At 68.2% G+C, this 22,611-nt stretch carries 24 protein-coding genes and 1 pseudogene; 13 read left to right on the top strand and 12 right to left on the bottom strand.

All coding sequences use genetic code 11. The features are described from left to right. Positions 1–129: 129 nt before the first annotated feature. A complete protein-coding gene (locus tag FB475_RS13215) occupies positions 130–624 on the top strand; it encodes a DUF1707 SHOCT-like domain-containing protein (protein ID WP_141855829.1) in 495 nt (164 codons plus the stop codon). Here FB475_RS13215 and FB475_RS13210 read toward each other — a convergent pair. Continuing rightward, on the bottom strand, positions 613–1,596 hold the full coding sequence (locus FB475_RS13210; protein WP_141855826.1) for a LacI family DNA-binding transcriptional regulator: 984 nt from the start codon (positions 1,594–1,596) through the stop codon (positions 613–615). The genes FB475_RS13215 and FB475_RS13210 overlap by 12 nt on opposite strands. A gap of 120 nt (positions 1,597–1,716) precedes the next feature. Here FB475_RS13210 and FB475_RS13205 point away from each other — a divergent pair, with 120 nt between their 5' ends. Continuing rightward, positions 1,717–2,373, top strand: coding sequence for a cupin domain-containing protein (locus FB475_RS13205; RefSeq protein ID WP_141855824.1), 657 nt, complete (start codon positions 1,717–1,719; stop codon positions 2,371–2,373). On the opposite strand, the gene ptsP is transcribed toward FB475_RS13205, so the two are convergent. The 6 genes and pseudogenes from ptsP to FB475_RS13180 all read right to left on the bottom strand — a co-directional run bounded on the left by ptsP (position 2,352) and on the right by FB475_RS13180 (position 7,825). Further along, the gene (ptsP, locus tag FB475_RS13200) at positions 2,352–4,208 is read right to left on the bottom strand and encodes a phosphoenolpyruvate--protein phosphotransferase (RefSeq protein ID WP_337678215.1); all 1,857 of its coding nucleotides are present in this window, start codon (positions 4,206–4,208) and stop codon (positions 2,352–2,354) included. The genes FB475_RS13205 and ptsP overlap by 22 nt on opposite strands. A gap of 45 nt (positions 4,209–4,253) precedes the next feature. Beyond that, positions 4,254–4,664, bottom strand: a pseudogene (gene dhaM, locus FB475_RS38280) (dihydroxyacetone kinase phosphoryl donor subunit DhaM); the annotation flags it as partial. Further along, a complete protein-coding gene (dhaL, locus tag FB475_RS13195; RefSeq protein WP_141857958.1) occupies positions 4,661–5,281 on the bottom strand; it encodes a dihydroxyacetone kinase subunit DhaL in 621 nt (206 codons plus the stop codon). The gene dhaL and the pseudogene dhaM, both read right to left, overlap by 4 nt. 2 nt (positions 5,282–5,283) lie before the next feature. Further along, entirely contained in the window at positions 5,284–6,288 is a 1,005-nt protein-coding gene (gene dhaK, locus FB475_RS13190; protein ID WP_141855820.1) for a dihydroxyacetone kinase subunit DhaK, read from the bottom strand. A gap of 45 nt (positions 6,289–6,333) precedes the next feature. Beyond that, on the bottom strand, positions 6,334–7,080 hold the full coding sequence (locus FB475_RS13185; RefSeq protein WP_272952079.1) for an MFS transporter: 747 nt from the start codon (positions 7,078–7,080) through the stop codon (positions 6,334–6,336). A gap of 184 nt (positions 7,081–7,264) precedes the next feature. Beyond that, positions 7,265–7,825, bottom strand: coding sequence for an RNA polymerase sigma factor (locus FB475_RS13180; protein WP_141855817.1), 561 nt, complete (start codon positions 7,823–7,825; stop codon positions 7,265–7,267). A 61-nt stretch (positions 7,826–7,886) separates the two neighbouring features. On the opposite strand from FB475_RS13180, the gene FB475_RS13175 reads away from it, so the two are divergent. Continuing rightward, a complete protein-coding gene (locus tag FB475_RS13175) occupies positions 7,887–9,449 on the top strand; it encodes a serine/threonine-protein kinase (RefSeq protein ID WP_141855815.1) in 1,563 nt (520 codons plus the stop codon). A 74-nt stretch (positions 9,450–9,523) separates the two neighbouring features. Here FB475_RS13175 and FB475_RS13170 read toward each other — a convergent pair whose 3' ends face one another. After that, positions 9,524–10,717, bottom strand: coding sequence for an MFS transporter (locus FB475_RS13170; protein WP_141855813.1), 1,194 nt, complete (start codon positions 10,715–10,717; stop codon positions 9,524–9,526). A 35-nt stretch (positions 10,718–10,752) separates the two neighbouring features. Between FB475_RS13170 and FB475_RS13165 the strand changes: the two genes are divergently transcribed. Further along, entirely contained in the window at positions 10,753–11,511 is a 759-nt protein-coding gene (locus FB475_RS13165) for an ArsR/SmtB family transcription factor (protein WP_337678205.1), read from the top strand. Here FB475_RS13165 and FB475_RS13160 read toward each other — a convergent pair. Both FB475_RS13160 and FB475_RS13155 read right to left on the bottom strand, forming a co-directional pair. Further along, positions 11,506–12,231 carry a hypothetical protein gene (locus FB475_RS13160; RefSeq protein WP_141855809.1) on the bottom strand — a complete coding sequence of 242 codons (726 nt, stop codon included), beginning with the start codon at positions 12,229–12,231 and terminating at the stop codon, positions 11,506–11,508. The two genes, FB475_RS13165 and FB475_RS13160, sit on opposite strands and share 6 nt — an antisense overlap. An 87-nt stretch (positions 12,232–12,318) precedes the next feature. Next, positions 12,319–13,041, bottom strand: a complete 723-nt coding sequence (locus FB475_RS13155; protein ID WP_141855807.1) for a hypothetical protein — start codon at positions 13,039–13,041, stop codon at positions 12,319–12,321. 283 nt (positions 13,042–13,324) lie between these two features. Here FB475_RS13155 and FB475_RS13150 point away from each other — a divergent pair, with 283 nt between their 5' ends. The 3 genes from FB475_RS13150 to FB475_RS13140 all read left to right on the top strand — a co-directional run bounded on the left by FB475_RS13150 (position 13,325) and on the right by FB475_RS13140 (position 16,361). Beyond that, complete coding sequence (locus FB475_RS13150) at positions 13,325–14,620, top strand: ABC transporter substrate-binding protein (protein ID WP_141855805.1); 1,296 nt, start codon at positions 13,325–13,327, stop codon at positions 14,618–14,620. An 80-nt stretch (positions 14,621–14,700) separates the two neighbouring features. Further along, positions 14,701–15,543: a carbohydrate ABC transporter permease gene (locus FB475_RS13145; RefSeq protein ID WP_238332125.1), complete on the top strand. Its 843-nt coding sequence runs from the start codon at positions 14,701–14,703 to the stop codon at positions 15,541–15,543. Next, positions 15,540–16,361, top strand: a complete 822-nt coding sequence (locus FB475_RS13140) for a carbohydrate ABC transporter permease (protein ID WP_141855801.1) — start codon at positions 15,540–15,542, stop codon at positions 16,359–16,361. The genes FB475_RS13145 and FB475_RS13140 overlap by 4 nt, the downstream gene beginning before the upstream one ends. Here the strand turns inward: FB475_RS13140 and FB475_RS13135 are convergent. Next, complete coding sequence (locus FB475_RS13135; RefSeq protein WP_238332124.1) at positions 16,358–17,761, bottom strand: glycoside hydrolase family 43 protein; 1,404 nt, start codon at positions 17,759–17,761, stop codon at positions 16,358–16,360. The two genes, FB475_RS13140 and FB475_RS13135, sit on opposite strands and share 4 nt — an antisense overlap. Positions 17,762–17,883: 122 nt before the next feature. Continuing rightward, positions 17,884–18,129 carry a hypothetical protein gene (locus tag FB475_RS13130; RefSeq protein ID WP_141855797.1) on the bottom strand — a complete coding sequence of 82 codons (246 nt, stop codon included), beginning with the start codon at positions 18,127–18,129 and terminating at the stop codon, positions 17,884–17,886. A gap of 30 nt (positions 18,130–18,159) precedes the next feature. On the opposite strand from FB475_RS13130, the gene FB475_RS13125 reads away from it, so the two are divergent. The 6 genes from FB475_RS13125 to FB475_RS13100 all read left to right on the top strand — a co-directional run bounded on the left by FB475_RS13125 (position 18,160) and on the right by FB475_RS13100 (position 22,608). Further along, positions 18,160–18,483, top strand: a complete 324-nt coding sequence (locus tag FB475_RS13125; protein ID WP_238332123.1) for a hypothetical protein — start codon at positions 18,160–18,162, stop codon at positions 18,481–18,483. A 59-nt stretch (positions 18,484–18,542) separates the two neighbouring features. Then, a complete protein-coding gene (locus tag FB475_RS13120) occupies positions 18,543–19,166 on the top strand; it encodes an excalibur calcium-binding domain-containing protein (RefSeq protein ID WP_141855795.1) in 624 nt (207 codons plus the stop codon). A gap of 291 nt (positions 19,167–19,457) precedes the next feature. Next, on the top strand, positions 19,458–19,691 hold the full coding sequence (locus tag FB475_RS13115) for a hypothetical protein (protein ID WP_141855793.1): 234 nt from the start codon (positions 19,458–19,460) through the stop codon (positions 19,689–19,691). Positions 19,692–19,832: 141 nt separating this feature from the next. Further along, a complete protein-coding gene (locus tag FB475_RS13110) occupies positions 19,833–21,197 on the top strand; it encodes an FGGY-family carbohydrate kinase (protein WP_141855791.1) in 1,365 nt (454 codons plus the stop codon). Then, positions 21,194–21,811: a histidine phosphatase family protein gene (locus FB475_RS13105; RefSeq protein ID WP_141855788.1), complete on the top strand. Its 618-nt coding sequence runs from the start codon at positions 21,194–21,196 to the stop codon at positions 21,809–21,811. Before FB475_RS13110 ends, FB475_RS13105 begins: the two co-directional genes overlap by 4 nt. Beyond that, positions 21,808–22,608: a DeoR/GlpR family DNA-binding transcription regulator gene (locus tag FB475_RS13100; RefSeq protein ID WP_141855786.1), complete on the top strand. Its 801-nt coding sequence runs from the start codon at positions 21,808–21,810 to the stop codon at positions 22,606–22,608. The genes FB475_RS13105 and FB475_RS13100 overlap by 4 nt, the downstream gene beginning before the upstream one ends. The last annotated feature ends 3 nt before the right edge of the window (positions 22,609–22,611 follow it).

Raw genomic sequence — 22,611 nt, 5'->3', positions numbered from 1 at the left:
GGTGCCGCAGTGACGTTGAGTGCCGTTCTTGTGATCAGCGTCTCGCCAACCAAGCACCTCGATGCGACGTCAGACGACGTCTTCCAGGGCGTCTGGCACACTCGGAGGGACGAGGGTGAGGTGAGGCGAATGGCTGAGCGGCGACCGGTGAAACCGGCCGATCTGATCGGGTTGGCGACCGCGGCCGGGCAGGAGGCGCGCGAGGTCGCGACCCGTCGGCGGATGGTCAACATCCGCCTCACCGACTCCGAGCGGCACGTCTGTACCGACGAGCTGGCCGAGCAGTTCGCAATCGGCCGGCTCGACGAGGACGAGCTGCACCGCCGCGTCGACCTGCTCAACGACGCGGTGACGCACGGCGATCTGATCCCGGTCTTCGCGGGCCTGCCGACGCCGTCGCTCTACAAGCCCGCGCCGCGCAAGCCGGGGAAGTGGCGGTGGGCCGCGTTCGTCGGCGCGGTCTGGATGGCGTTGCCGTTCGCGCTCGCGGGCCTGCTGTTCCTGGTCTTCGGGCGCGAGTTCGCCGCGGCGATCTTCGGGCTGCCCGCGCTCGCCTGGGTCTTCTTCGCCTACCGCTGGGCCTCCCGGCCGCAGCGCGAAGACCGCCGGAAATCAGGACCCTAGCGTCGACTCCCGGGTGATCAGCTGGGCCGGGAGTTCGAGGACGCCGTGATGCGGCCTGCCCGCGATCGCCTTCAGCAGCAGGGTGGCAGCGCGGCGGCCGAGGTCCTCGAGCCGTGGGTCGACCGTGGTGAGCGGCGGACGGCTCGCCAGCGCCATCACCGGCCAGTTGTCGTAGCCGGTCACGGCAACGTCCTCGGGGACGCTGCGGCCGAGTTCACGGAGGCGGTCGCAGACGCCGCGCGCGATCTGGTCGCTGCCGCAGCTGATCGCGTCCGGGTTCTGCCGCAGTACGACGTCGGTCGCCTGGCGGCCCCAGCGCTCGGTCCATTCGCCGTACAAGGGCTCGCCGCAGAGGGCCTCGCCGGCGGTCGCGGCGACCGCCTCGGCCCGCCCGACGGCGGACCGATGGGTGGCCGGGCCGGTGATGTGGGCGATCCGGGTGCGACCGAGGCTGAGCAGGTGGTTGATCGCGGCGGCGGCTCCGCCGGCGTCGTCGACGATCACCGACGCGTCCCGCGGGTTGCTCGAGGGGGCCATCGCGTAGACGACCGGCAGCGGTACGTCGATCGGCGGCCGCGGCTCGGTCCGCCGGCCGGTGACGACGATTCCGTCGACGCCGCGGGCAACCATCGAGCGCAGGTACGTCTGCTCGCGCAGCGGGTCGTCGCGGGTGTCGCAGAGCACGGTGGCCAGCTCGCCGGCGCTCAGGACGTCCTCGACGCCGCGCATGATCGGGATGCTGAACCGGCCGGTGCTGTCGGTGGTCAGCAGCGCGACCGTGTACGTGCGGCCGGAGGAGAGCGCGCGGCCACGGGAATCGGGCGTGAAACCCAGCTTCGCGGCGGCCTGCAGCACCCGGTCGCGGGTCTCCTGGCTGAGCTGGCCGGTGTTGTTCAGCGCCTTGGACGCGGTGCCGGCGGAGACGCCCGCGAGCGCGGCGACATCCACCATCCGCACTGCCGGTGGCCGCATCTGATGTCCTCTCGATCGTGCCCGAAGCTTAACCGACTCGGGTCGGAAAACGTGTGCCGTCTTTCCGCATCCGCCCATTCTAAGAAGTGCCCCAACCCCGAGTCCGGCTAGCCTGAGCGCATGACTGCTGGTACTACTGTCACCGCGCCGGACGGCACCGAGGTCGTGCTCGGGGAGATCGGGACCCGCGTGCTGCTGAAGAACTCGCGCGTCCGCGTCTGGGAGGTCGAGCTGCAGCCCGGTACGGCGCAGGGCTGGCACCTGCACCACAACCCGTACGTCGTCCTGTGCCTGTCGACGTCGCCCTGCCACATGGACTGGCTCGACGGTAGCCCCGCGCGCCACCTGAGCGAGACCGTCGGCGGCTCGGTCTACCGTCCCGTGTCCCCGGTCCACATGCTCACCAACGACGGCGACAACCTGTACCTCAACCGCCTGATCGAGATCCTCGACCTGGGCGAGGAGGCCTCGGGTGACCCGTACTTCGCGATCACCGGCATACCGGCCGAGGCAGGCTTCGAAGAGGCCGGGGAGATCCCGACCAAGGTCGTGGTCGACGAGGACGACGTACGTGTCCAGCACGTGACTCCTGAAGCGGGAGAGTCCTACACCTGGCACACCGGCGCCTACCCGGCTCTGGTGGTCGATCTGGACCTGGAACACCCGGACCTGACCTACCTCGAGCCGGGCGAGTCCTACACGCTCCCGGCCAAGCCGGAACGCACCTCGGGTTTCAACCTGGTGGAGCTCCGCTACTACAGCAAGCCGCGTACCTGAGCCGCGTCGCGGGCAGCTAGTGCTGCGGCGGTGTCGATCTGACTCAGGTCAGTCTGCCGCAGCGCTGCCTTGACCAGGGGGACCTGGGGGCCGATAGCACTTAGTTCGGTCACGCCCAGGGCTGCCAGCAGTACCGCTGCCTGAGGGTCGCTGGCCAGGTCACCACAGACGGCTACTCGTACTCCGGCGTTCTGCACGACGTGGCTGATCAGCTGGAGTACCGCGGGATCCAGCCCGTCGGCCAGTGGGGCCACGGCGGCGTTGGTGCGGTCCGCCGCGGTCGTGTACTGCGTGAGGTCGTTGGTGCCGATGCTGACGAAGTCGAGGTCCCTCGCGAGCGTGTGCACGCGAAGGGCGGCGGCCGGTACCTCGACCATGATGCCGACCTCGAGGTTGTCGCGCGGGCCGAGCTCTTCGAGGGCCCAGGCGACCTCGTCGGCGGTCGTCACCATCGGGAACATCACGTGGACAGGGGTTTCGGCCGCCGTACGGCGGATCGCGTCGAGCTGATCGCGGAGCAGTTCGGGGCGGCGGCGGAAGACCCGGATACCGCGTTCGCCGAGGAACGGGTTCGGCTCCCGGTCCTGCGGGAGGAACGGAAGCGGCTTGTCACCGCCGACGTCCCAGGTCCGGATCGTGATCGGCTTGCCGTCGAGGGCCCGCGCGATCGCCCGGAACGCGTCGACCTGCTCGCCGACGGTCGGCGCCGCACGCCACTCCCCGAACAGCACCTCGGTCCGCACCAGCCCGGACCCGTCCGCCCCTCGCGCCTCGACGGCGTCCTGCACGACTCCGACGTTCACCAGCACGTGGAGATGCTTGCCGTCCCGCGTGATCGCCGGCTCCGAGGCTTCCGCGACCGCCCGCTCCCGCTCGCCCAGTCGCTCCGCGATCGTGGCGCGTACGGCGTCCGCATCCGGCGCAACCTCGAACGAACCGGCCCGAGCGTCGAACGCCACCATCTCGCCGACAGGCACTTCGACGTCCCCGATCCCGGCAATCAGAGGAATCCCCCGAGACCGAGCCACAATCACTCCGTGCCCGGTAGTCCCGGCTGCCCGCACGGCAACTCCCGCGACCTTCGTCGCGTCCAGGGTGGCGGCCGTGGCCGCATCCAGCTCGGGTACGACGAGGATTCCGTCAGCGGGTGGCTCTTCGGTGACGCCGACCAATAGTCGCAGGACCCGGTCCCGTACGGCCCGTACGTCTTGGGCGCGTTCGCGTTGGTAGGGGTCGTCGAGGGCTTCGAAGGTGGTGGCCAGGGCGTCGTACGTTTGTTTCCAGGCGACGGGGGCTGATGTGCCGTCGACGAGTGTCGCGCGGATCTCGTCCAGGAGTTTGCGGTCGGTGAGCAGCGCGAGGTGGGCGTCGAAGATGGCGCCGTGCGCGTCGGTGGTGTCGCGCAGGGTGCGCAACTCGGCGGCGGCGGTTTCGACGGCAGTGTCCAGCCGGGCCTGCTCGTTGTCTCCGGCAACATAACTGTCGAGGCTGACCTCGGCACCGGAAAGCACCGCCGGACCGATCGCCACATCGAGCCCCGACCCGCCGGCCAACGCTACGGCGGCCTTCTGCACTACAGCATCACCGAAGTTGTCGGCGGCCAGGGCCTCGACCGCCGCCAGGGCCTCGTCAGCCTGCGGACCGCTCGCACCGACCCGCAATCGATGTCCCTGCTGGGCGTTCAAGGTTGCGACCATGCTCAAACTGCCCGCATCCACCGGCCCCTTGCCGGTGTCCAGATCGGTCAGCGTCACCGCGGCATCGAAACCGTTGACCACAGCAACCAATCGCGCTGCCGGCCGTGCATGCAGCCCGTGCTCGTTCCCAACGACCACCTCAAGACTGCGATCACCCGCAGCCACCGGCGCCGCAACAACCCCGACATCGCCGAGATGGTCCTGCTTACCCGCCAACCCACGAGCAGCCTCTGCCGCCACCGCATCCAGCGACGCACCAGTAGAAGCCGTGACCACAGCCGCCACCAGCCCCTCGACCAACGGCGCGCTGGTCAACCGCACCCGTGAGGCAACCTCGGGATCCACGAACTCCAGCGCCATCTCGGCGCTCAACACCGCCGACCCGAGGTCCAGCAGGACCAGCACCCCGTCCGGACTATCCGCGACCCCGAGCGCCTCCGACACCGCCATCGCATCGGTCCCGAACGTCGTCGCGTCCAGCCCGGCCGCGACCGCGATCACCGGACGCTTGTCCTCGGCAACCATCTCCGAGGCCAGTCCGACCGCCGCATCGGCCAGCGCGCGGCTGTGCGACACCACCACGATCCCGATCATGCGAGTGTGCGGGCCGCCGACTCCAAGATCAGCGTCGTACTCGTCGCGCCCGGATCCTGGTGACCGGCGCTGCGCTCGCCCAGGTAGCTCGCCCGCCCCTTCCGGGCGACCAGCGGCGTGGTCGCGTCCCGCCCCTTCGCGGCCGCCTCCGCCGCCGCGGTCAGCGCCGTACCGAGGTCAGCTCCGCCTGCGACCGCGTCGTCGTACGCCGTCAGCGCCGGGGCCCAGGCGTCGTACATCGTCTTGTCCCCGAGTTCGGCCTTGCCGCGCGCGAGGACGCCGTCGACGCCGGCGTGCAGGCCCTTGCCGATCGTCTCCGGCGTCAGGTCGGCCCCGGCCAGTGCGGTTCCGAACCGCAGGAAGAACGTCCCGTACAGTGGCCCGCTTGCTCCGCCGACCTTGCTGACCAGCGTCATCCCGGCCTTCTTCAGCAGCTCGTCGGCGCTCTCGAACGACGTCTCGTCCAGCAGCGCGACCACTGCCTGGAACCCACGGTCCATGTTCGCGCCGTGATCGGCGTCCCCGATCGCCGAGTCCAGCTCGGTCAGGTACGCCGCGTTCTCGTGCAGCGAACCGGCAACGTCCCGCAACCAGTTGACGAAGGAATCCACTCCCATGCTCACGCGCCCCAGCGTAGGCCGGGGGTGTTCACCGGGGCGTCCCAGAGGCGTACCAGTTCGTCGTCCGCCTTGAGCAGGGTGACCGAGCAGCCGGCCATCTCGAGCGAGGTGATGTAGTTGCCGACCAGTGAGCGGGCGACGGTGATACCGGCGCGGTCGAGCAGCTGGGCGACCTCGTTGTACATCACGTACAGCTCGATCAGCGGCGTACCGCCCATGCCGTTGACGAAGGCAATCACCGAATCGCCTTGCTGGTAAGGCAGGTCCGACACCACCGGATCGACCAGCAGTTCGGCGATCTCGCGGGCCGGTGCCAGCGGCAACCGTTGCCGGCCGGGCTCGCCGTGGATGCCGATGCCGACCTCCATCTCGTTCTCGGCGAGGTCGAACGTCGGCTTGCCGGCGGCCGGGACCGTGCACGACGTGAGCGCCATGCCCATGCTGCGGCCGTTGTCGTTCACGCGCTTGGCGAGATCCGCGACCTCCTGCAGCGGGCGGCCTTCCTCGGCGGCGGCGCCGACAATCTTCTCCAGCAGGACGGTCACGCCGACGCCGCGCCGGCCGGCCGTGTACAGGCTGTCCTGGACGGCGACGTCGTCGTTGGTCACCACCGACAGCACCTCGGTACCGGCGTCGGCCGCGGCCAGCTCGGCGGCCATCTCGAAGTTCATCACGTCGCCGGTGTAGTTCTTCACGATGTGCAGCACGCCGGCGCCCGAGTCGACGGCCTTCGTGGCGGCCATCATCTGATCCGGCACCGGCGAGGTGAAGACCTCACCCGCGCAGGCCGCGTCCAGCATGCCGACCCCGACGAACCCGCCGTGCATCGGCTCGTGCCCCGACCCGCCGCCGGAGATCAGCCCGACCTTTCCGGGTCTCGGGGCGTCCTTGCGGTAGACGATCCGGTTCTCCAGGTCCACCCGGAGCCGGTCGGGGTGCGCCGCCGCCATCCCGCGCAGCGCTTCACTCACAACATCGGCAGGGTCGTTGATGAGCTTCTTCATGCCCACCATCTGAGCACACCGCCGCCCGGAACGGGAGCCCTCGATTCAGGCCGCCTCGACTTCGGAGAGCAACGGGATCGTCCGGATCGGCTTGCTCGCGGTGAGCAGGACGGCGCCGACGCCGAGCAGCGCGCCGAACACCAGCAGCGCGGTCCGCGCGCCCAGCGCCGCCAGGAAGACCCCGCCGAGGAACGGTGCCAGCGGACCCGCGGTGTTGGACATGAACATGAAGGCGCTCTGCGCGCGACCCTGCAACTGGTCCGGGGTGATCAGCATCTGGTAGCCGAACAGGCCCGAGTTCAGCGCGGGCAGCAGGAACACGGCGGCCGCCGGCAGCGCGATCAGTACGGCGGGGAGGGTACTCAGGGCCGTCGCCGCGAACGTCACGGCCACGATCCACGCGCCGAGAATGGTGATCTTGCCGGCGCTGTACCGGGCGAGCAGCCGGGGCGCCGCGAACGCGCCGGCCAGGCCGCCGACGCCCATCGCGGTCTCCAGCAGCCCGATCACCGACGGCCGGACGCCGCGCTGCTGCATGCTCAGGATCAGCACCAGGATGGTGCCGTTCGCCGCGAAGTTGAGCAGCGTCGCGGTGACGGCGATGGTCCGCAGGTCGCGCTGGCGCAACAGCCAGGACAGTCCCGAGCGGATCGCCTTCAGGATCGGTTCGTGCGTACCGCCCTCGGGCGCGGCGGCGGGCAGCCGGTGCCGGATCGTCGTCAGCATGACCGCCATCACCAGGTACGACACCGCGTCGGCCGCGATCGGGAGCGCCCGGCTGATCGAGAACAGCAGGCCGCCGAGCGGTGCGAGAGCCGGTGATGGCCAGGCCGAGCAGGGTGAAGACGAACGAGCTCATCGCGGAGCCCATGGAGCTGACCGTTTGGCCGGTCAGCAACTTCAGATAATCACCGTTGCGCAGCAACCCCCGGGCGGACATAACCGCGAGGGTATGCCCGCACCAGGCTCAATCGGTCTAGTCCTTCGGGCGCAGCAGCGGGCGGACGACCTCGCGGGCGTCGTGGATCCGCGACTTCACGGTGCCGAGCGGGGCGCCGACCTCGGCCGCGATCTCCTCGTAGGACAGGCCGTAGACGTCCCGCAGGACCAGCGGGGTGACCATCTGTGGCCGGTCCCGCTCGAGGGTTTCCAGCGCCTCCAGCAGGTCGAGACGGGTGCCGGCGATCACGCTGGTGGTGCGCGGGTCGGGCTTCTCCATCTGCTCCGGGTTATGGGCGGCCTGTGCGGAGCGCTTGAGCTTGCGATAGGTCGAGCGGGCGGAGTTGGCCGCGACGGAGTGCACCCAGGTGGAGAAGCTGCTGCGACCGGAGTACGTGTTGATCTTGGTCGCGATGTTCAGCAGGGCCTCCTGCGCCGCGTCCTCCGCGTCGGCGGAGTACGGCAGGACGCTCCGGCAGATCCGCAGGACGCGCGGATACACCTGCCGGAGCAGGTCGTCCATCGCGTTCTTGTCGCCCGCCTGCGCCGCCTCCGCCAGGGTGGCGAGGTCGTCGGTCGGGCTGGTGCTCTCGCTCATCTGCGCCTTTGCTCTCGATCGGCCCCGGCACGGGACACTCCAGTACTCCATAATGCCTTGTATGGGGGTCCCAACCAGACTCGGTCGGTACGTCGTGCGCCGACGCCTGGGCGCAGGCGGTTTCGCGACCGTGTGGCTGGCTCATGACGAGCAGCTGGACGCCGACGTGGCGATCAAGGTGCTGGCCGACAACTGGGGCCACGACGAGTCGGTCCGGAAACGATTCCTGGAAGAGGGCCGGTTCCTGCGCCGGGTCGAGTCCGAGCACGTCGTCCAGGTGCACGACGTCGGCGAACTCGAGGACGGCCGGCCGTTCCTGGTGCTCACGTACGCCGACCGCGGCACGCTGGCGGACCGCCTGAAGCAGAAGCCGCTGGAGCTCGCCGAGGCCGTCGACGTGGTCGTCCAGGTCGGCCGCGGACTGCAGGCGCTGCACCGGCGCGGGCTGCTGCACCGCGACGTGAAACCCGCGAACGTCCTGTTCCGCAGCACCGACGACGGCGAGCGCGCGGTACTGTCCGACCTCGGCCTGGGCAAGTCCCTCGACGAGGTGTCGCGGATCACCATGCCCGGCGGCACCCCGTCGTACGTCGCTCCCGAGCAGGCGCTCGGTGAACGCCTGGACCAGCGCGCCGACCAGTACTCTCTGGGCGCCGTCGCGTACGCCGCTCTGACCGGGCGCTCACCGCACCAGGTGGACGGTCTGGGCGCGGCCGGCCGCGTACAGGTGGCGCCGCCGCCGAGCTCGCTCGGGTTCGAACTGCCTGAGCAGGTGGACGCGGCGATCGTCCGCGCGCTCGACCCGGATCGGGAGAAGCGCTGGCCGGACGTCCAGTCGTTCACCAAACAACTGGTGGGTGCGCTCGACGAGAACACCCGCGCCTTCCCCGTCCGCGAGACGATCGAGGTCACCCCTGACGACTCAGAGGATTCGGGTGAAAAGACCGCGCTGAGCGACGAGAACCAGCCGACGATCGTGAAGGCTGCGGAACCGTCCGAGACCGCCGTGGTCAGCGAGACCGAGCCCCCGAAGCCGGCAGAGCTCTTGCTCTCCGCAGTGGTTGCCGCCGAGGCGGAATCTGCTCCGGCAGCACCTCCGAAGAAGAAGCGCCGGACCGGCCGCTGGGTGGTGGCCGCACTCCTGGCGCTGGTCGTCGGCGGTGGCGTCGGCTACGGCGGCCACTGGTATGTCGCCGGCCACAAGCTGGTCCCAGTCAGCCAGGGCCATTTCAAGGTCGAGCTGCCCGAGGCGTGGGCCCAGTCCCGCGTCACGTCGAACTGGACCGCTCCCGGCACGAACTCCAGCGCTCCCGCCTTCCGGGTGAGTGAGGACGCGGACTGGTCGGGCAAGACCCCGGGCGTGTTCATCGGCGCGTCCAGCACCAAGCTGGCGCTGCCGGACGGCAACCAGTGCGCCAGCCCCGGCACACCACTTCCGCACCCGGTTGGTGAACAGACGGTCACGGACCGGCTTTCCAGTGGCTGCTTCGGTGCGGATATCGTGCTGCTCCAACGAGTCGTCGATCACGGGGACGGCGGCTCGCTCCTGGTCCAGGTGGTGGTCCCGGGTTCCGACCCGGTGCGCGCCACCGAGATCGCCGACACGGTGCAATACACCCCCTAGGAAGTCCCCATGCGTCTCCCGTCCGAGCGGCTCCGGCCGTCGCCGGCGCTGCTCCAGTCCGTACGCCGCAGCTTCTACCGGCTCCGCTCCACCATCTTCCGCACCATCTGGCCGGTCGACTGACCTCCCTGCACGGTCAGCCAGGTGATGCCCAGGGCAACAGCCCACAGAACACCGCCCAGCCAGCCGAGCACGTGCAGCCCGCTGACGAAGCTGTGCGCGTGGCCGACCACGGCGCCGTACACACCGATGCCTAACGCGCCGACGGCCTGACGGCTGGTGTTGTTGACGCCGCTGGCGAAGCCCGCGCGTTCCTTCGGCAGGGCGGCGATCGCTGCGTGCACCACAGCAGCGGTGAGGAAACCCATGCCGATTCCCAGGCCCAGCTGAACCGGTACGACGGCTGCGTAGCCGCTGTGGTCGTTGACGCGCAGGAGGAACAACGAGCCGATGACACCGAGTCCTAGTCCGATCGACATGGGCAGGCGGGGACCGGAGCGGGCGGTGATGCGGCCGGAGATCGGTCCCAGTACGGCCAGCGGAAGGAAGAGCGGGATGAGCTCCAGGCCGGCCCGGAACGCCTTCTGGGACAGGTGTTCCTGCAGGTAGAGCGTCAGTACGAGGACCGTGCCGAGTCCGACGAAGTTCATCAGGCCTGCGATCACGTTGGCGCCGACGAAGTCCTTGCCGATCCGCAGTCTGGTCCGCGCGCGTTCTTGATGGGCCTGGCGTCGCGGTACGAGCCGCCACGCGAGGGGGAGTCCTACGGCGATGATCGGCAGGTTGATGAGGAACACCGCGCGCCAGCCGAGGCCCGCTACCAGCGCACCGCCGAGCAGCGGGCCAGACGGCAAAGCCAGCGCGCCGGCGCCTGACCAGATGCCCACAGCGCGTGCCCTTGCGGCGCTGTCGACGTACAGATCGGTGATGACGGCCAGTGTGCCTGGCAGGAGCAGGGCGGCGCCGATGCCTTGTACTGCTCGCGCAGCGACCAGTAGCTCGATGCTGGGCGCCGTACCGCAGGCGAGCGACGCAGCGCCGAAGACGCCGAGTCCGGTGAGCAGTACGCGTCTGTGGCCGATGCGGTCGCCCAACGCACCCGAGGGCAGCAGCAGAACAGCCAGCGCGATCATGTACGCCGCCACGACCCACTGCTGTCCCGCGAGACTCGTCGCGAGGTCGACCCGGATCGTTGGCAGGGCGACGTTGACGACGGTGACGTCCAGCTGGATCAGGAAGATGCCGACACACAGCAGTGCAAGGAGCATGTCTCCCAAGTTCCCATCACAACACTTCGGTCTGCATGGAAGTGTGCCGGTGCAAGCATGGAGACATGGACGGAGATGCTGACGTAGCCCGTGTAGCGGCACTGATGGCCGAGCCTGCCAGGGCGAAGGTCCTGATGGCATTGGCTGACGGCAGATCCCTGCCTGCATCGCTACTGGCCTCAGAAGCTGGTGTGTCGCCCCAGACCGTCAGCGCACACCTCCACAAGCTCCTGGACGGCGGACTTGTCACGGTCGAACGCTCCGGCCGCCACAGGTACTACGGACTCGCCGGGCCCGCGGTGGCCGCCGCAGTGGAAGCCCTGGCTCGCCTGGCCAAGCCCGAGCCCATCAGGTCCCTCCGCCAGAGCACCCGCGCAGCAGCACTCCGAGAAGCCCGCACGTGCTACGACCACCTCGCCGGACGGCTCGGCGTGGCCCTACTGGAAGGCCTCGTACGACGCGGCGCCCTGATCCGCACGGACGGCCTCGAGGGCACGGAACGACGCCCGGACGATCCCCTGGCGCAGCAACTCCCCGACGGTCCTTACGCTCTAGGTCCCAACGCCACAAGCGTTTTCGAAGCACTAGGAGTAGACCTGGCGACCCAGCCAACCCGACGACCGCTGCTGAGGTTCTGCGTCGACTGGAGCGAACAACGCCACCACCTGGCTGGCCAGCTGGGCGCAGCAATCGCGACGTCCCTCCTGAACCGCCACTGGCTCCACCGCCGCCCGCACCAACGAGCCGTCTACCTCTCGGACAAAGGCCGCGAAGAGCTGGAGCAACTCCTATGAGTTGAGCGGGCTGTCCCGCCGTTGAACGCTCTTGGTGGCGTGCTCCAGCACATCCATCAACGCGTCCTGATCCTGCGGCAACCCCGTGGAACTCATCTCCACCGCACAGTTCCCGGTCTCATTGGCAACCCACCGCACGATCGTGTACCGCAGAACGGCTTCGCGTGCCTGCTCGGTCGGCGGCACCGAGGTGTACGCGATCGTGGCGTAGTTCTGCTCCACGTCCTGCGAGAGCAGGTGGAACATCTGGTTGGCGGGCAGGATGCTCAACTGGGCGAGCCGAGCCTGCATCGACACGGCCGGTGCACGCTTGATCGTGAAGCCGCCTTCGATCCGCAGCCATCGCTTGCCGGTGGGATCGGTGAATCGCCCTGTCGTCGGCGGATCCGGCTGGGTGAAGCCCCAACCGTCCGGAACGCGCACTGTGATCCGTGACTTGACCACGCTCTGCACGGTGAACGTCTGGGTCCGGTAGCTCAGATCATCCGTGTGAAGGGCCGGCGAGTTGTCGTACGTGATCTTGCGCGGCGTCGGCGTCGCGGTCGGTGACGGCGCGCTCGTCGTACCGATCGAACCCATCGGCAGTGGGGACGCGGTGCCGGCCAGGCTGGGCTCGGCGGTCAGGAACCAGCCCGCGCCGTACCCGCCGGCGCCTCCCACGGCGGCAAGCGTCAGCAGCCCGGCGCCGAGCATCGCACGCCGGGTGACGGTCCTCGCCATGCCCCACCTCCCCAGGTCTCCCTAACAAAAGACACCTCAGCTGCCGCTCAGGTTGCACCAGCGAGGTAACAATTCTGTGAAAGCCGCTCAGCCGGTCTCACTCACCGAGGCCGAGGTCTTCCGGAGGATCTCGTCGAGGGCCGGGGCGTCGGCGGGAATGCCGGTGATGCTCATCGAGATGTTGGCCAGTAGGCCGTCGACCGCGATCCAGCGGACGATCACGTAGCGGAGGGTGTCGCCGGGGATATACGTGTAGATCAGGGTCGCGACCGCCCGGGTCCCGCCGTCGTCGCCGGCGATGGTGTCAGTCGTGTGTGACTGGATCTGGACGTCGTTCTCAGGGGCCTGGCTCTTCTTGAGGTCGATGATGAGCTGGGCCATCGCGGCGGCCGGTGTCTGCTGCTCGGCCTGCGCGACGGACTGGACCCGCACCGCGCGTTGCCTGAGATCGTCCAGGAACTTGACCTCGTCGGGATGCTTCGAGTCCCGGGTCAAACTCCAGCCCTGGGGTATCTGGAGCGAGAGTTGAACCGCCTGGTCCGGCTCGGGATGGACGGTGAAGGTGCGGGTCGCGTAGTCCAACCCGGGTTGCAGCGGGTCCAGATTGCTCGGGCTGGGAGTCTTCACCGGGAGTGGTGGCTCGGACGGCGTCTGGGACGGCGTAGGGGAGGCAGAGACTGCGCCCAGCGGGTCGGCAACGCCGGCTGTCGTCGGCTTCGGGTTGTCCAGGTAGTTGCCGGTGTAGTAGCCGCCGCCGACACCGAGCGCCAAGGCAAGCAACAGCAGGCCGATCAGAAGAACTCGTCTCACGCCCGCACCGATCCGTACGCCGACGAGGAGTGCCGCGGCGCGCAGAAGTAACCGGGCGTCACACCGGCACGATGCGGGGAGGCGGTCACGGGCACGGGGTCATCTTCTCAGGCGACCAAGTCACCGGGCCAAAACGCTCGCGGACGGCTTTTCGGACCGGGATCGACTGAATCCTTTCAACAGGGTCTTGACACCCTCCCGGGCCAACCGTAGCGTCCCGATGACAAAAGTAACACGATCTAGCGGTTACTTCACACGCTCGGCCGGTATCTCAGGAGGAACCATGGCACTCGATCGGTCCGTCAGCCGAAGGCGGCTCCTGCAGTGGGCCGGCGGTGCGACCCTCAGCGCTGCGGCGGCCGGCGCCCTCGCGGCCTGCGGTGGTGGCAACGGCAGCGGCTCGTCGTCCGGCGGCGGCACGGTGAAGGTGATCGGCGTCGGCGACCAGGAGGCCGGCCTGCGCAAGGTGCTGGACTCGTACAAGAGTTCGCACTCCGGGTTCGACTTCAACCTGTCGTTCGCGCCCGCCGACCAGGTGCAGACCGCGCTGCGGACCCAGCTCGGCGGCGGCAACGCTCCCGACGTCCATGTGGTCTATCCGGGCAACGGCAGCGCGATGTCGATGGTCCAGCTCAGCAAGGCCGGGCTGCTCGCCGACCTGAGCAGCCAGTCCTGGACGCAGAAGGTCCCGGCCGGGTTCAAGGGCGCGTTCCAGAACGACGGCAAGACGTACATCTTCTCGCCGGGCTCCAGCATGCTCGGCGCGATCTACAACAAGAAGGCGTTCGCGACCGCCGGCGTCCAGCCGCCGACCACCTGGTCCGAGCTGCTCGAGGTCTGCGACAAGCTGAAGAAGAAGGGCATCACCCCGATCGCCCTCGGTGCGCAGACGCCGTGGATCACCCAGCTGATCCCGTACGCGCTGGTCCCCGGCACGGTCTACTCGAAGACGCCGGACTTCGACGACAAGATGGCCGCGGGCCAGGCGTCGTTCGCGGACTCCGGCTGGGTCGACGCGATGAACAAGTACCTCGAACTGCAGAAGAAGGGGTACTTCAACGACAACCCGAACGGTACGACGTACGAGCAGGCGACCTCGATGGTGGCGACTGGTAAGGCCGGCCTGGCCGTCCAGGTGTCCGCCGTACTGTCGGCGTTCCGGGCCGCCGCGACGACGCCCGACGACCTGTCGATGTTCCCCTTCCCGGCGACGGATGTTGCCGCCGACAACTGGATCCCGGCGGGCGTGGTGGTCGGCATCGCGGTCAGCGCGAAATCCAAGAAGGCCGACCAGGCCAAGTCCTTCCTCGACTACTGCGGCCAACAGGAAAACCTGAACACCTGGGCCGAAGCGGTCTCCTGCGTCCCGCTCTACGGCGACGCGAAGGTCGACCCCGCCCTGACCTCCTTCCTCCCCCTCCTGAAGGCCAACAAAGCAGTACCTTTCATGGACCAACGCTGGCCCAACGCCGAAGTACAACCCACCCACTTCGCCGTAGTACAACAACTCCTCGGCGGCAAAACCACCGTCCAGGACGCTCTCAAAAAGATGGACGACGCCTATCGGAAGGGCGCATGACGGCTTCAGCGGTGGATGTGCGGGTAGCGGCCAAGCGGATCCGGCGACGCGGGGGGATAGTGCCGCCGTGGTGGTTTGCGGTGCCGGCGGTGGTGGTTTATGCGTTGGTGGTGCTGTATCCGAGTATCGCGGGTGCGGGATCGGCGTTCACCGACTGGTCGGGAGTGGGGAATGCCAAGTCGTTCGTCGGCTTGGCCAACTTCAAGGCGTTGTTCCAGGACGACCAGGCGCTGGGGGCCTTGCGCAACACCTTGTTGCTGACGGTGGCGATTGTCGTTGTGCAGAACGGGATCGGGCTGCTGCTGGCGCTCGGTGTGCATACTCAGATCAAGAGCCGGATGTTGTTGCGGCTGGTGTTCTTCGCGCCGGTTGTGGTCAGTCCGGTGATGGTCGCGTTTCTCTGGAAGTTCGTTTACAACCCGGCGCCGGACGCGGGGCTGAACGCGGCGCTCGGTGCGTTGGGTCTCGGTTCGTTGCGGCAGGACTGGTTGGGTAATCCGTCGATCGCGTTGTGGTCGGTCGCGTTCACGGTGATCTGGCAGTGCGCCGGGTACTCGATGGTGATCTTCCTGGCGGGACTCGAGGGCGTGCCGGCCGAGCTGCACGAGTCCGCGATGGTCGACGGTGCTGGGACGGTCGCGCGGTTCCGGCACATCACCTGGCCGCTGCTCGCGCCGGCTGTCACGATCAACGTGATGCTGTCGACGGTCGGCGGGCTGACGCTGTTCACACAGATCATCGCGATGACGAACGGCGGCCCCGGGTACGCGACCGACACGTTGTCGACAGTGCTGTACAAACAGGCGTTCGTGTACGGGAAGTTCGGCTACAGTACGGCGGTCGCGCTGGTGCTGGCGATCTTCGTCGCGGCGGTGTCGTTCGTGCAGATCGGGTACCTGAGGTCGAGGGAGACGACGGCATGAAGTACCGTCCGCGGACGTTCCTGCTCGAGGTCGTGATGATCGTCGTCGCGATCGGCTTCCTGTTCCCGGTGTACGTCCTGGTCACGCTGGCGTTCAAGGATCCGCAGCAGATCGCGAACAGGCCGCTCTCGCTGCCGTCGCCACCGAGCGTCGGCGCCTTCGGCGAGGCGTGGCGCGAAGCCGGGCTCGGATCGGCCTTGCTGAACAGCACGTTGATCACGGTCGTCAGCGTGTTGCTGCTGATCGCGCTCGGGTCGCTGGCGGCGTACTTCCTCGCGCGTACGGCGACGCGGCTGAGCTACAGCCTCTACATCCTGTTCCTGGTCGGCATCATCCTGCCGTTCCAGCTCGGGATGATCCCGCTGTACCAGCTCGTCGACAACCTCGGCCTGCTCGGGACGTACCAGGGCATGATCATCTTCTACACCGGGATCCAGCTGCCGTTCACGGTCTTCCTCTACACCGGCTTCATCCGCTCGCTGCCGGCCGACTACACGAACGCCGCGCTGATCGACGGAGCCTCGCACCTGCAGGCGTTCGCGCACGTGATCTTCCCGCTGCTGCGGCCGATCACCGGCACGGTGCTGATCCTCAACGCCGTACAGATCTGGAACGACTTCTTCACCCCGCTGCTCTACCTCGGCGGCTCCGGCCACGAGACCGTCCCGGTCCGAGTGTTTGCCTTCGTCAACCAATACACCTCGAACTACGGCCTCGTCGCGGCAGGCCTGATCCTCGCGGCCTTGCCGATCCTCCTACTGTTCCTCTTCCTCCAACGCTACGTAATCCGCGGCTTCGCCTCCGGCCTGAAGGGCTAGTACACCTCGATGCGGTCCAGGCTGATGACGGCGCTGGTGGAGGCCGGGTTCTTGTCGCCGGTCACGCGCACCCGGACGGTGTGCGGGCCTGGCGGCAGGGTCGGGCTGATGTACATGAGTTGTTCGCCGACGCGGATCGAACTGTAGTAGTCGACGCGTTGTTCGGCGCCGCCGTCGACGGAGATGGCGGCGATGCCGTTGCCGGTGTCGACGACGCTGAGCAGGGCGACGCGGGTGCCGGTGAAGCTGATCGTGGCGGTCGCGTTCGGTTCCCAGCTCCAATGGTCGTTGCCCCAGAAGCACTGGTTCCCGCAGCCGGATCCCGAGCTCCACGCGCCGGTGTAGGAGACCGCGGCGTCGGTGTCGTTGATCCAGTAGTTCGACGAACCGGGGTCACCCGACGGCAGGTTCTGGGTCGCGCCGGCGGCGAGCGGGCGGCCGAGGTTCGGCGTACCGTCCGCGTTCCAGCTGATCTTCTGGACGCGGGTCGTCCGGAAGGAATACGTATACACGCTGGTGTTCTTGCCGTGGTACGCGATCCAGTCCTCGGTACCGTCGGGCGACTTGAAGAACGAGTGGTGGCCAGGACCCCACACGCCGGTGTCGTCGTTGCGGGAGAAGATCGGTCCGGGGTGCTGCACCCAGTTCGACGCGACCATCGGGTCGGCGCCGTTCGCGATGCTCTTCATCCACAGCTGGTAGTCCGGCTTCCCGGTGTCGCACGTCGAGTACGTCAGGAACGTGCGCGTCGCGCCGTACAACGGGGTCGGACCTTCGCGTACTTCGCTGCACCCACCGTCGGCCGGGATCGCGACGCGGCCGCCGACCGACGTCCACGGGTTGCTCATCGCGACGATGTACAGCTGCGCCGGTCCGCCCTGACCACGGCCCGGTCCGGTCCAGACGAAGTACTGCTGTCCGTTGATCGTGAACGGCTCGCCGTCGATCGCGTACTCGCCGAAGTCGGCGATCTTCGCCTTGAAGCTGTACGGCCCGAGCGGGTCGTCGCCGGCCGACTCGAGGACGTACATCCGGTGGTTGGCGTCCACGCCGTCCGAGGCCGTGTAGTAGATGTACCAGCGACCACCGACGTGCCGGAACGCCGGCGCCCACATCTGCGTGTTGCGTGACGGGTCGGAGTCGCGCCACACAACCTGCTCCGGCTGGACAAGCAGCGTCGCGAGACTGGCCGACGACCAGATCCCGATCCGATCGCCACGAGTGGTCGCGACGTAGTACTTCCCGTTGTAGAACATCATCGACGGATCCGCCGACGAATTCACCGGATTCCGGAACGCCTGCGACAACACGGCCTTCTCCCGCACCTCGGCAGCCGACGCACTCGGCACCAACCCACCGCACAACAGCAGCACGCATACGGCGACACGAACAACTCTCACGACACACCTCACGAAACCTGGGGGCGGACCGGTCTCGTCCTCGGTTCTACCGCGCCTTTGCCATCGTTGTAAACCATTGAAACGAGGACAGAACAGCCCGCCGCCACAGGACTCCGGAGGCTTCAGCGCCCCCGGCTCTTCTTCGCTGCTTTCTCCGCTGCCCTCTCGAGGGCCTTCTCGGCCTTCTTGACGTTCTTCGCGGCGTCCTTGTTGGCCTTGTTCTCAGTCCTGACGGCCATGTGGGCCTGTGCCGTCCCGCGCAGCGCACGCCGCATCTCCGCGTAGTTGTCTGCCGTGTCCTCTTGCCGTTGGTAGGCCCTGCCGAGCTCCTCCTGCGCCTTCCGGACTGCCCGCGGTTCCCTGGCCATAGTCATTTCCTCCGTCGTTGGTCGAACCTGATGGCGGGTACGACGCGACGTCAAAACGCAGGGTTCCTGGATGGGGAGCTATTCGACGTCGGTCGAAACCCCAGGAACCTGCGCGAAGAACCCGGCGTCGAACTCGGCATGAAGCTCAAGGTGCGGGTTGTGCATTACCGGCCCGACTGCTGGTACGCCGACATCGACGACGCCGAGGATCGGCAGCCGGACGACCCGTTCTGGTATGCCGACTGCCGCACCCAGGCCGAAGCCATCTCGCTTGCCTGCACCCAACTCGCCGCTCTCGAGTCCGCGGGTACCATCCCCTGCCGCCTGAGCGAGGCCCACGCGCAGGTTGCTTAGAAACGATCTGTAACGCAGCGCCATGGTGACTGGATGTAACCCCGAGGGGGGCACTCACTATGGCAACTTTCAATTCGCCACCCGGCTGGCCGGCACCGCCGTCCGCGGACTGGCAACCACCGCCTGGCTGGAAACCGGACCCGGCGTGGCCGCCTGCGCCGGCTGGCTGGGCGTTCTGGCTGAATGCGCGGGGCGCGCGGAGTCGCGGGCCGAGCGGCCGGTACGGCGCGGAGTCACCGACGAAACTGATCGCCGCATGGGCCGTGGGGGCGGGTGCGTTCGTCGTGATCCTGGCCGCGATCGCCGGCGGCAACACTCCGGCAGCATCCGCACCAGGCGCGACCGTCACGGTGCCCGGACCGACCGCAACGGTGACGGTGGCCGGGCCGGTCGTCACCGTGCAGCAGACCGTGCCTGGGCCGACTGCGACGGTCACGCAGGCGCCGCTTCCGGCGCGCACCGTGACAGTTCCGGCGCCGCGGACGACGACAAGGACGACCGATCCGGTCCCGTTGGTACAGCGGACGCAGAGTACGGCGCCGAAGACGACCGAGCCGTCGGACAGCGTCTACTACGCGAACTGTGCGGCCGTCCGCGCCGCGGGGAAGGCGCCGCTGTATCGCGGGCAGCCTGGCTATGCCGCGCATCTGGACCGTGACGGAGATGGCGTCGCGTGCGAGTGATTCGTGAAGTCGGCTGCGATCGTTCCTGTGGATAACTGCTGCAAATGCTGTGGATATCCACGTGATTGCTGTGGACAACTTGGGGATCGGGCAACGAGTTCAGATGCGGATGCACGTGCAGTCCGGGGAGTGAGAGAGCGCTTGCCGGGCGGTTGTTTCGATGGTGGGATGTGGACGTAGGCCGGATGAAACTTTACGAAGATTTGTCCGTGACGTTCGGTGCGCCGGATCGTTGATTCGTCAGGAACAGACCGCCGGTAGCGGATCGCGTGAATTCGGAGGGACCCGCTCGTGCACAAGTTCAATACGCCGCCTGACTGGCCCGAACCGCCCAGCGACAGCTGGCGTCCACCGGTCGGCTGGCAACCGGACCCGGCCTGGCCCGCGGCGCCGAAGGGCTGGCGGTTCTGGCTGAACCGCAACGGCCGGCACAGCAGCGGCCCGATCGGTGCCTATGGCGCCGTCGACGCCGGTCGGCTCGAGCTGGCGACGGTCGACCCCGGTCTGCTCCTGATGCACTCCTGACCCCAGAGCAGTTGCGGCTCCCGGATGCTTCGGCGTTCGGGAGCCGACCTGTGTCCGCCTTCGGCCAGAGGGCTGGCGCGGAGTTATCGCGATCTGGTGTTATGTTACCAGCGCAGATAACAGTCACCTGGGAGGCGTCACGTGGGCTGGATCGGGCTCGATCTCGGCACGCAAAGTGTGCGGGCCGTGCTCGCCGATGCCAAGGGGTCGGTACTGTCCCGGGCATCGCGCCCGCTCGCCAGCCACCGTGACGGAGTGCGGCACGAGCAGGACCCGCACGAGTGGCTGACCGCCGTCGATGCGGTCCTGGCCGAGGTCGGCACGACCGGCGTGGACGGCATCGCGATCTGCTCCACGTCCGGCACCTTTCTGCTGACCGACCGCACCGGACGCCCGGTCACCCCGGCGCTGATGTACGACGACGCGCGTGCGGCCGCCCGCCGCGACCAGATCGTCGACGCCGACCCGGCCCGTTGGGCAACCAGCATGCAACCCACCTGGGCGCTACCGAAGATCCTCGACCTCGACGTGACCAACCGTCGCGTCGTCCACAGCGCCGACTTCGTCGCGGCCCACCTCGTCGGGCATCCGGTCGCGACCGACACCAGCCACGCACTCAAGACCGGGTACGACCTGGTCGCCGAGTCCTGGCCCGCCGACGCATTCGACAAGCTCGGCCTTCCGCTCGACGCGTTCCCCGAGGTCGTCCGCCCCGGCACCGAACTCGGCCGCACTCCGGACGGCATCCCCGTGTACGCGGGCATGACCGACGGCTGCGCCGCTCAGATCGCCGCCGGCGCCCTCGCCCCGGGTGCATGGAATTCGGTCCTCGGTACGACGCTCGTCCTCAAGGGCGTCAGCGCCGAACTCATCACCGACCCCACCGGCGCCGTTTACAGTCACCGCCATCCCGACGGCGGCTGGCTCCCCGGCGGAGCATCGAGCACCGGCGCCGGCGTACTCACCGAACTCCTGCCCGGCGCCGACCTGGACGCCTTGGACCACGCGGCGTACCCGGTCGACGCGGTCATCTACCCGCTCACCAAGACCGGTGAGCGGTTCCCGTTCGTCGCGCCGCAGGCCGAGCGGTTCACGCTCGGCAGCACCGCGGACGATCTACACGTGTATACGGCCGTCCTCCAAGGGGTCGCGTTCATCGAGCGGCTCGCGTTCGAGCACCTGGAGAAGCTCGGCGCGGACCCGGTGCGCTCGGTCTCGCTCACTGGCGGCGCGACCCGCAGTGAGTACTGGAACCAGCTCCGCGCCGACGTCCTCGGCGTACCGGTCGAGCTTCCCGCCGTACCCGATCCGGCATTCGGGATGGCCGTCCTCGCCGCATCCGGCGGGCACGATCTGACCGGCACCGCGCGCCTGATGGTCCGCGTCGCCCGTGTCCTCGAGCCGGGCGAGCGACGGCCCGACATACCAAACCGTATGGAACGGTCGCTCGACGATTTGTACGGCGAATTCGTCGCGGAGCTCGACCGCCGGGGGTACCGCTCATGAGGACGACGATCGTGCTGGCCCGCCACGGCCGGACCGAGTGGCATCACGGCAACCGGTACACCGGTTCCACAGACCTGCCGATCGACGAGGTCGGCGTACGGCAGGCCGGCCAGTTGAAGGAGTGGGTGCTCGACTACGCGCCGGACGCGCTCTGGTGTTCGCCGATGCTGCGAGCTCGTCAGACGATCGCGCCGCTCGCCGAGGCTCTGCAGCTGGAGCCGACCGTCGACGCGCGGTTGCGGGAGGTCGACTTCGGTTCCGCCGAGGGGAAGATGCTCAGCGAACTGCCGTCCGCGGTCGCGAAGGCGTTCGAGCTGGACCCGGTCGGCGACCACTTCCCGGGCGGCGAGGATCCGGCCGCGGCGGCTGACCGCGTGCACGAGGTCTTCGACGAGATCGGCCGTCGGCACCAGGGCCAGAAGGTGTTCGCCGTCGCCCACAACACCCTGATCCGGCTGCTCGTGTGCAGGGTGCTGGGGCTGCGGCTGAACGACTATCGCAGACTGCTCCCTGCGCTCGGTCCCGCGGCGCTGGTGCGTTTCCGGTGGCAGGACGGCACAGTGGGTCTCGAGGCGTACAACGTTCCTCCTCTACGTTTGGAGACCCTGGCATGACATCGGATGTCGACGGCGACACCACCGAACTGAGCCGTCCCGCCCGCCGGCAGGCCGAGATCGCGGCGTACGTCGTGAAGAACGGCTCGGTCTCGGCGAACGACCTGGTCGAGGCGTTCGGCGTGAGTGTGATGACCGTGCACCGCGACCTGGACGAGCTCGAACGGCAGGGCGTGGTCCGCAAGTACCGCGGCGGCGTCAGCGCACAGCCGACCAGCGTGTTCGAGAGCAACGTCGCGTACCGGCTGAACACCGCGCACGCGGAGAAGGTCGCGATCGCCCGGCACGCCCGGACGATGATCGAGCCCGGGATGTCGGTGATGCTCGACGACTCCACCAGTGCGCTGGGGCTGGTCGACCTGTTCGAGGACATCACTCCGTTGACCGTGGCAACGAACTTCCTGCCCGCGATCACCAAGCTCGCGCAACTGCGGGACATCACGCTGCTGGCGCTCGGTGGGATCTATTCGGCGACGCACGACTCGTTCGGCGGGATGCCGTGCGCGGAGGCCGTCGAGGCGCTGCACACCGACCTGCTGTTCTGCTCGGTGTCCGCGGTGTCGCCGACGCACGCGTTCCACCAGGAGGAGGAGATCGTCCTGGTGAAGCGCGCGATGCTGCGCTCGGCGAAGACCAAGGTGCTGCTGGTCGACCATGGCAAGCTGCAGCGCACCGCACTGCACCGGCTCGCCCCACTGACCGACTTCGACATCGTGATCGTCGACGAGAAGACCCCGCAGGACCTGATCGCCGCACTTCGCGACAACGGCGCGACTGTGGAGGTCGCAGAAATCTAGGAG

This window comes from Kribbella jejuensis, assembly GCF_006715085.1.
In the GTDB taxonomy this organism is placed as follows: Bacteria; Actinomycetota; Actinomycetes; order Propionibacteriales; family Kribbellaceae; genus Kribbella; species Kribbella jejuensis.
The sequence above is the reverse complement of the archived record's forward strand: the minus strand, read 5'-3'. Positions and strand labels throughout refer to the sequence as shown.

Bases quoted from the DNA above. Each gene is read 5' to 3' on its own strand.
- FB475_RS13160 (WP_141855809.1), bottom strand. From the start codon at position 12,231: ATGGCGAGGACCGTCACCCGGCGTGCGATGCTCGGCGCCGGGCTGCTG.
- FB475_RS13215 (WP_141855829.1), top strand. From the start codon at position 130: ATGGCTGAGCGGCGACCGGTGAAACCGGCCGATCTGATCGGGTTGGCG.
- FB475_RS13125 (WP_238332123.1), top strand. From the start codon at position 18,160: ATGGCGGGTACGACGCGACGTCAAAACGCAGGGTTCCTGGATGGGGAG.
- FB475_RS13105 (WP_141855788.1), top strand. From the start codon at position 21,194: ATGAGGACGACGATCGTGCTGGCCCGCCACGGCCGGACCGAGTGGCAT.
- FB475_RS13180 (WP_141855817.1), bottom strand. From the start codon at position 7,825: ATGAGCGAGAGCACCAGCCCGACCGACGACCTCGCCACCCTGGCGGAG.
- FB475_RS13170 (WP_141855813.1), bottom strand. From the start codon at position 10,717: ATGCTCCTTGCACTGCTGTGTGTCGGCATCTTCCTGATCCAGCTGGAC.
- FB475_RS13210 (WP_141855826.1), bottom strand. From the start codon at position 1,596: ATGCGGCCACCGGCAGTGCGGATGGTGGATGTCGCCGCGCTCGCGGGC.
- FB475_RS13140 (WP_141855801.1), top strand. From the start codon at position 15,540: ATGAAGTACCGTCCGCGGACGTTCCTGCTCGAGGTCGTGATGATCGTC.
- FB475_RS13120 (WP_141855795.1), top strand. From the start codon at position 18,543: ATGGCAACTTTCAATTCGCCACCCGGCTGGCCGGCACCGCCGTCCGCG.
- dhaL (WP_141857958.1), bottom strand. From the start codon at position 5,281: ATGGGAGTGGATTCCTTCGTCAACTGGTTGCGGGACGTTGCCGGTTCG.
- dhaK (WP_141855820.1), bottom strand. From the start codon at position 6,288: ATGAAGAAGCTCATCAACGACCCTGCCGATGTTGTGAGTGAAGCGCTG.
- FB475_RS13100 (WP_141855786.1), top strand. From the start codon at position 21,808: ATGACATCGGATGTCGACGGCGACACCACCGAACTGAGCCGTCCCGCC.
- FB475_RS13130 (WP_141855797.1), bottom strand. From the start codon at position 18,129: ATGGCCAGGGAACCGCGGGCAGTCCGGAAGGCGCAGGAGGAGCTCGGC.
- FB475_RS13175 (WP_141855815.1), top strand. From the start codon at position 7,887: ATGGGGGTCCCAACCAGACTCGGTCGGTACGTCGTGCGCCGACGCCTG.
- FB475_RS13150 (WP_141855805.1), top strand. From the start codon at position 13,325: ATGGCACTCGATCGGTCCGTCAGCCGAAGGCGGCTCCTGCAGTGGGCC.
- FB475_RS13205 (WP_141855824.1), top strand. From the start codon at position 1,717: ATGACTGCTGGTACTACTGTCACCGCGCCGGACGGCACCGAGGTCGTG.
- FB475_RS13165 (WP_337678205.1), top strand. From the start codon at position 10,753: ATGGAAGTGTGCCGGTGCAAGCATGGAGACATGGACGGAGATGCTGAC.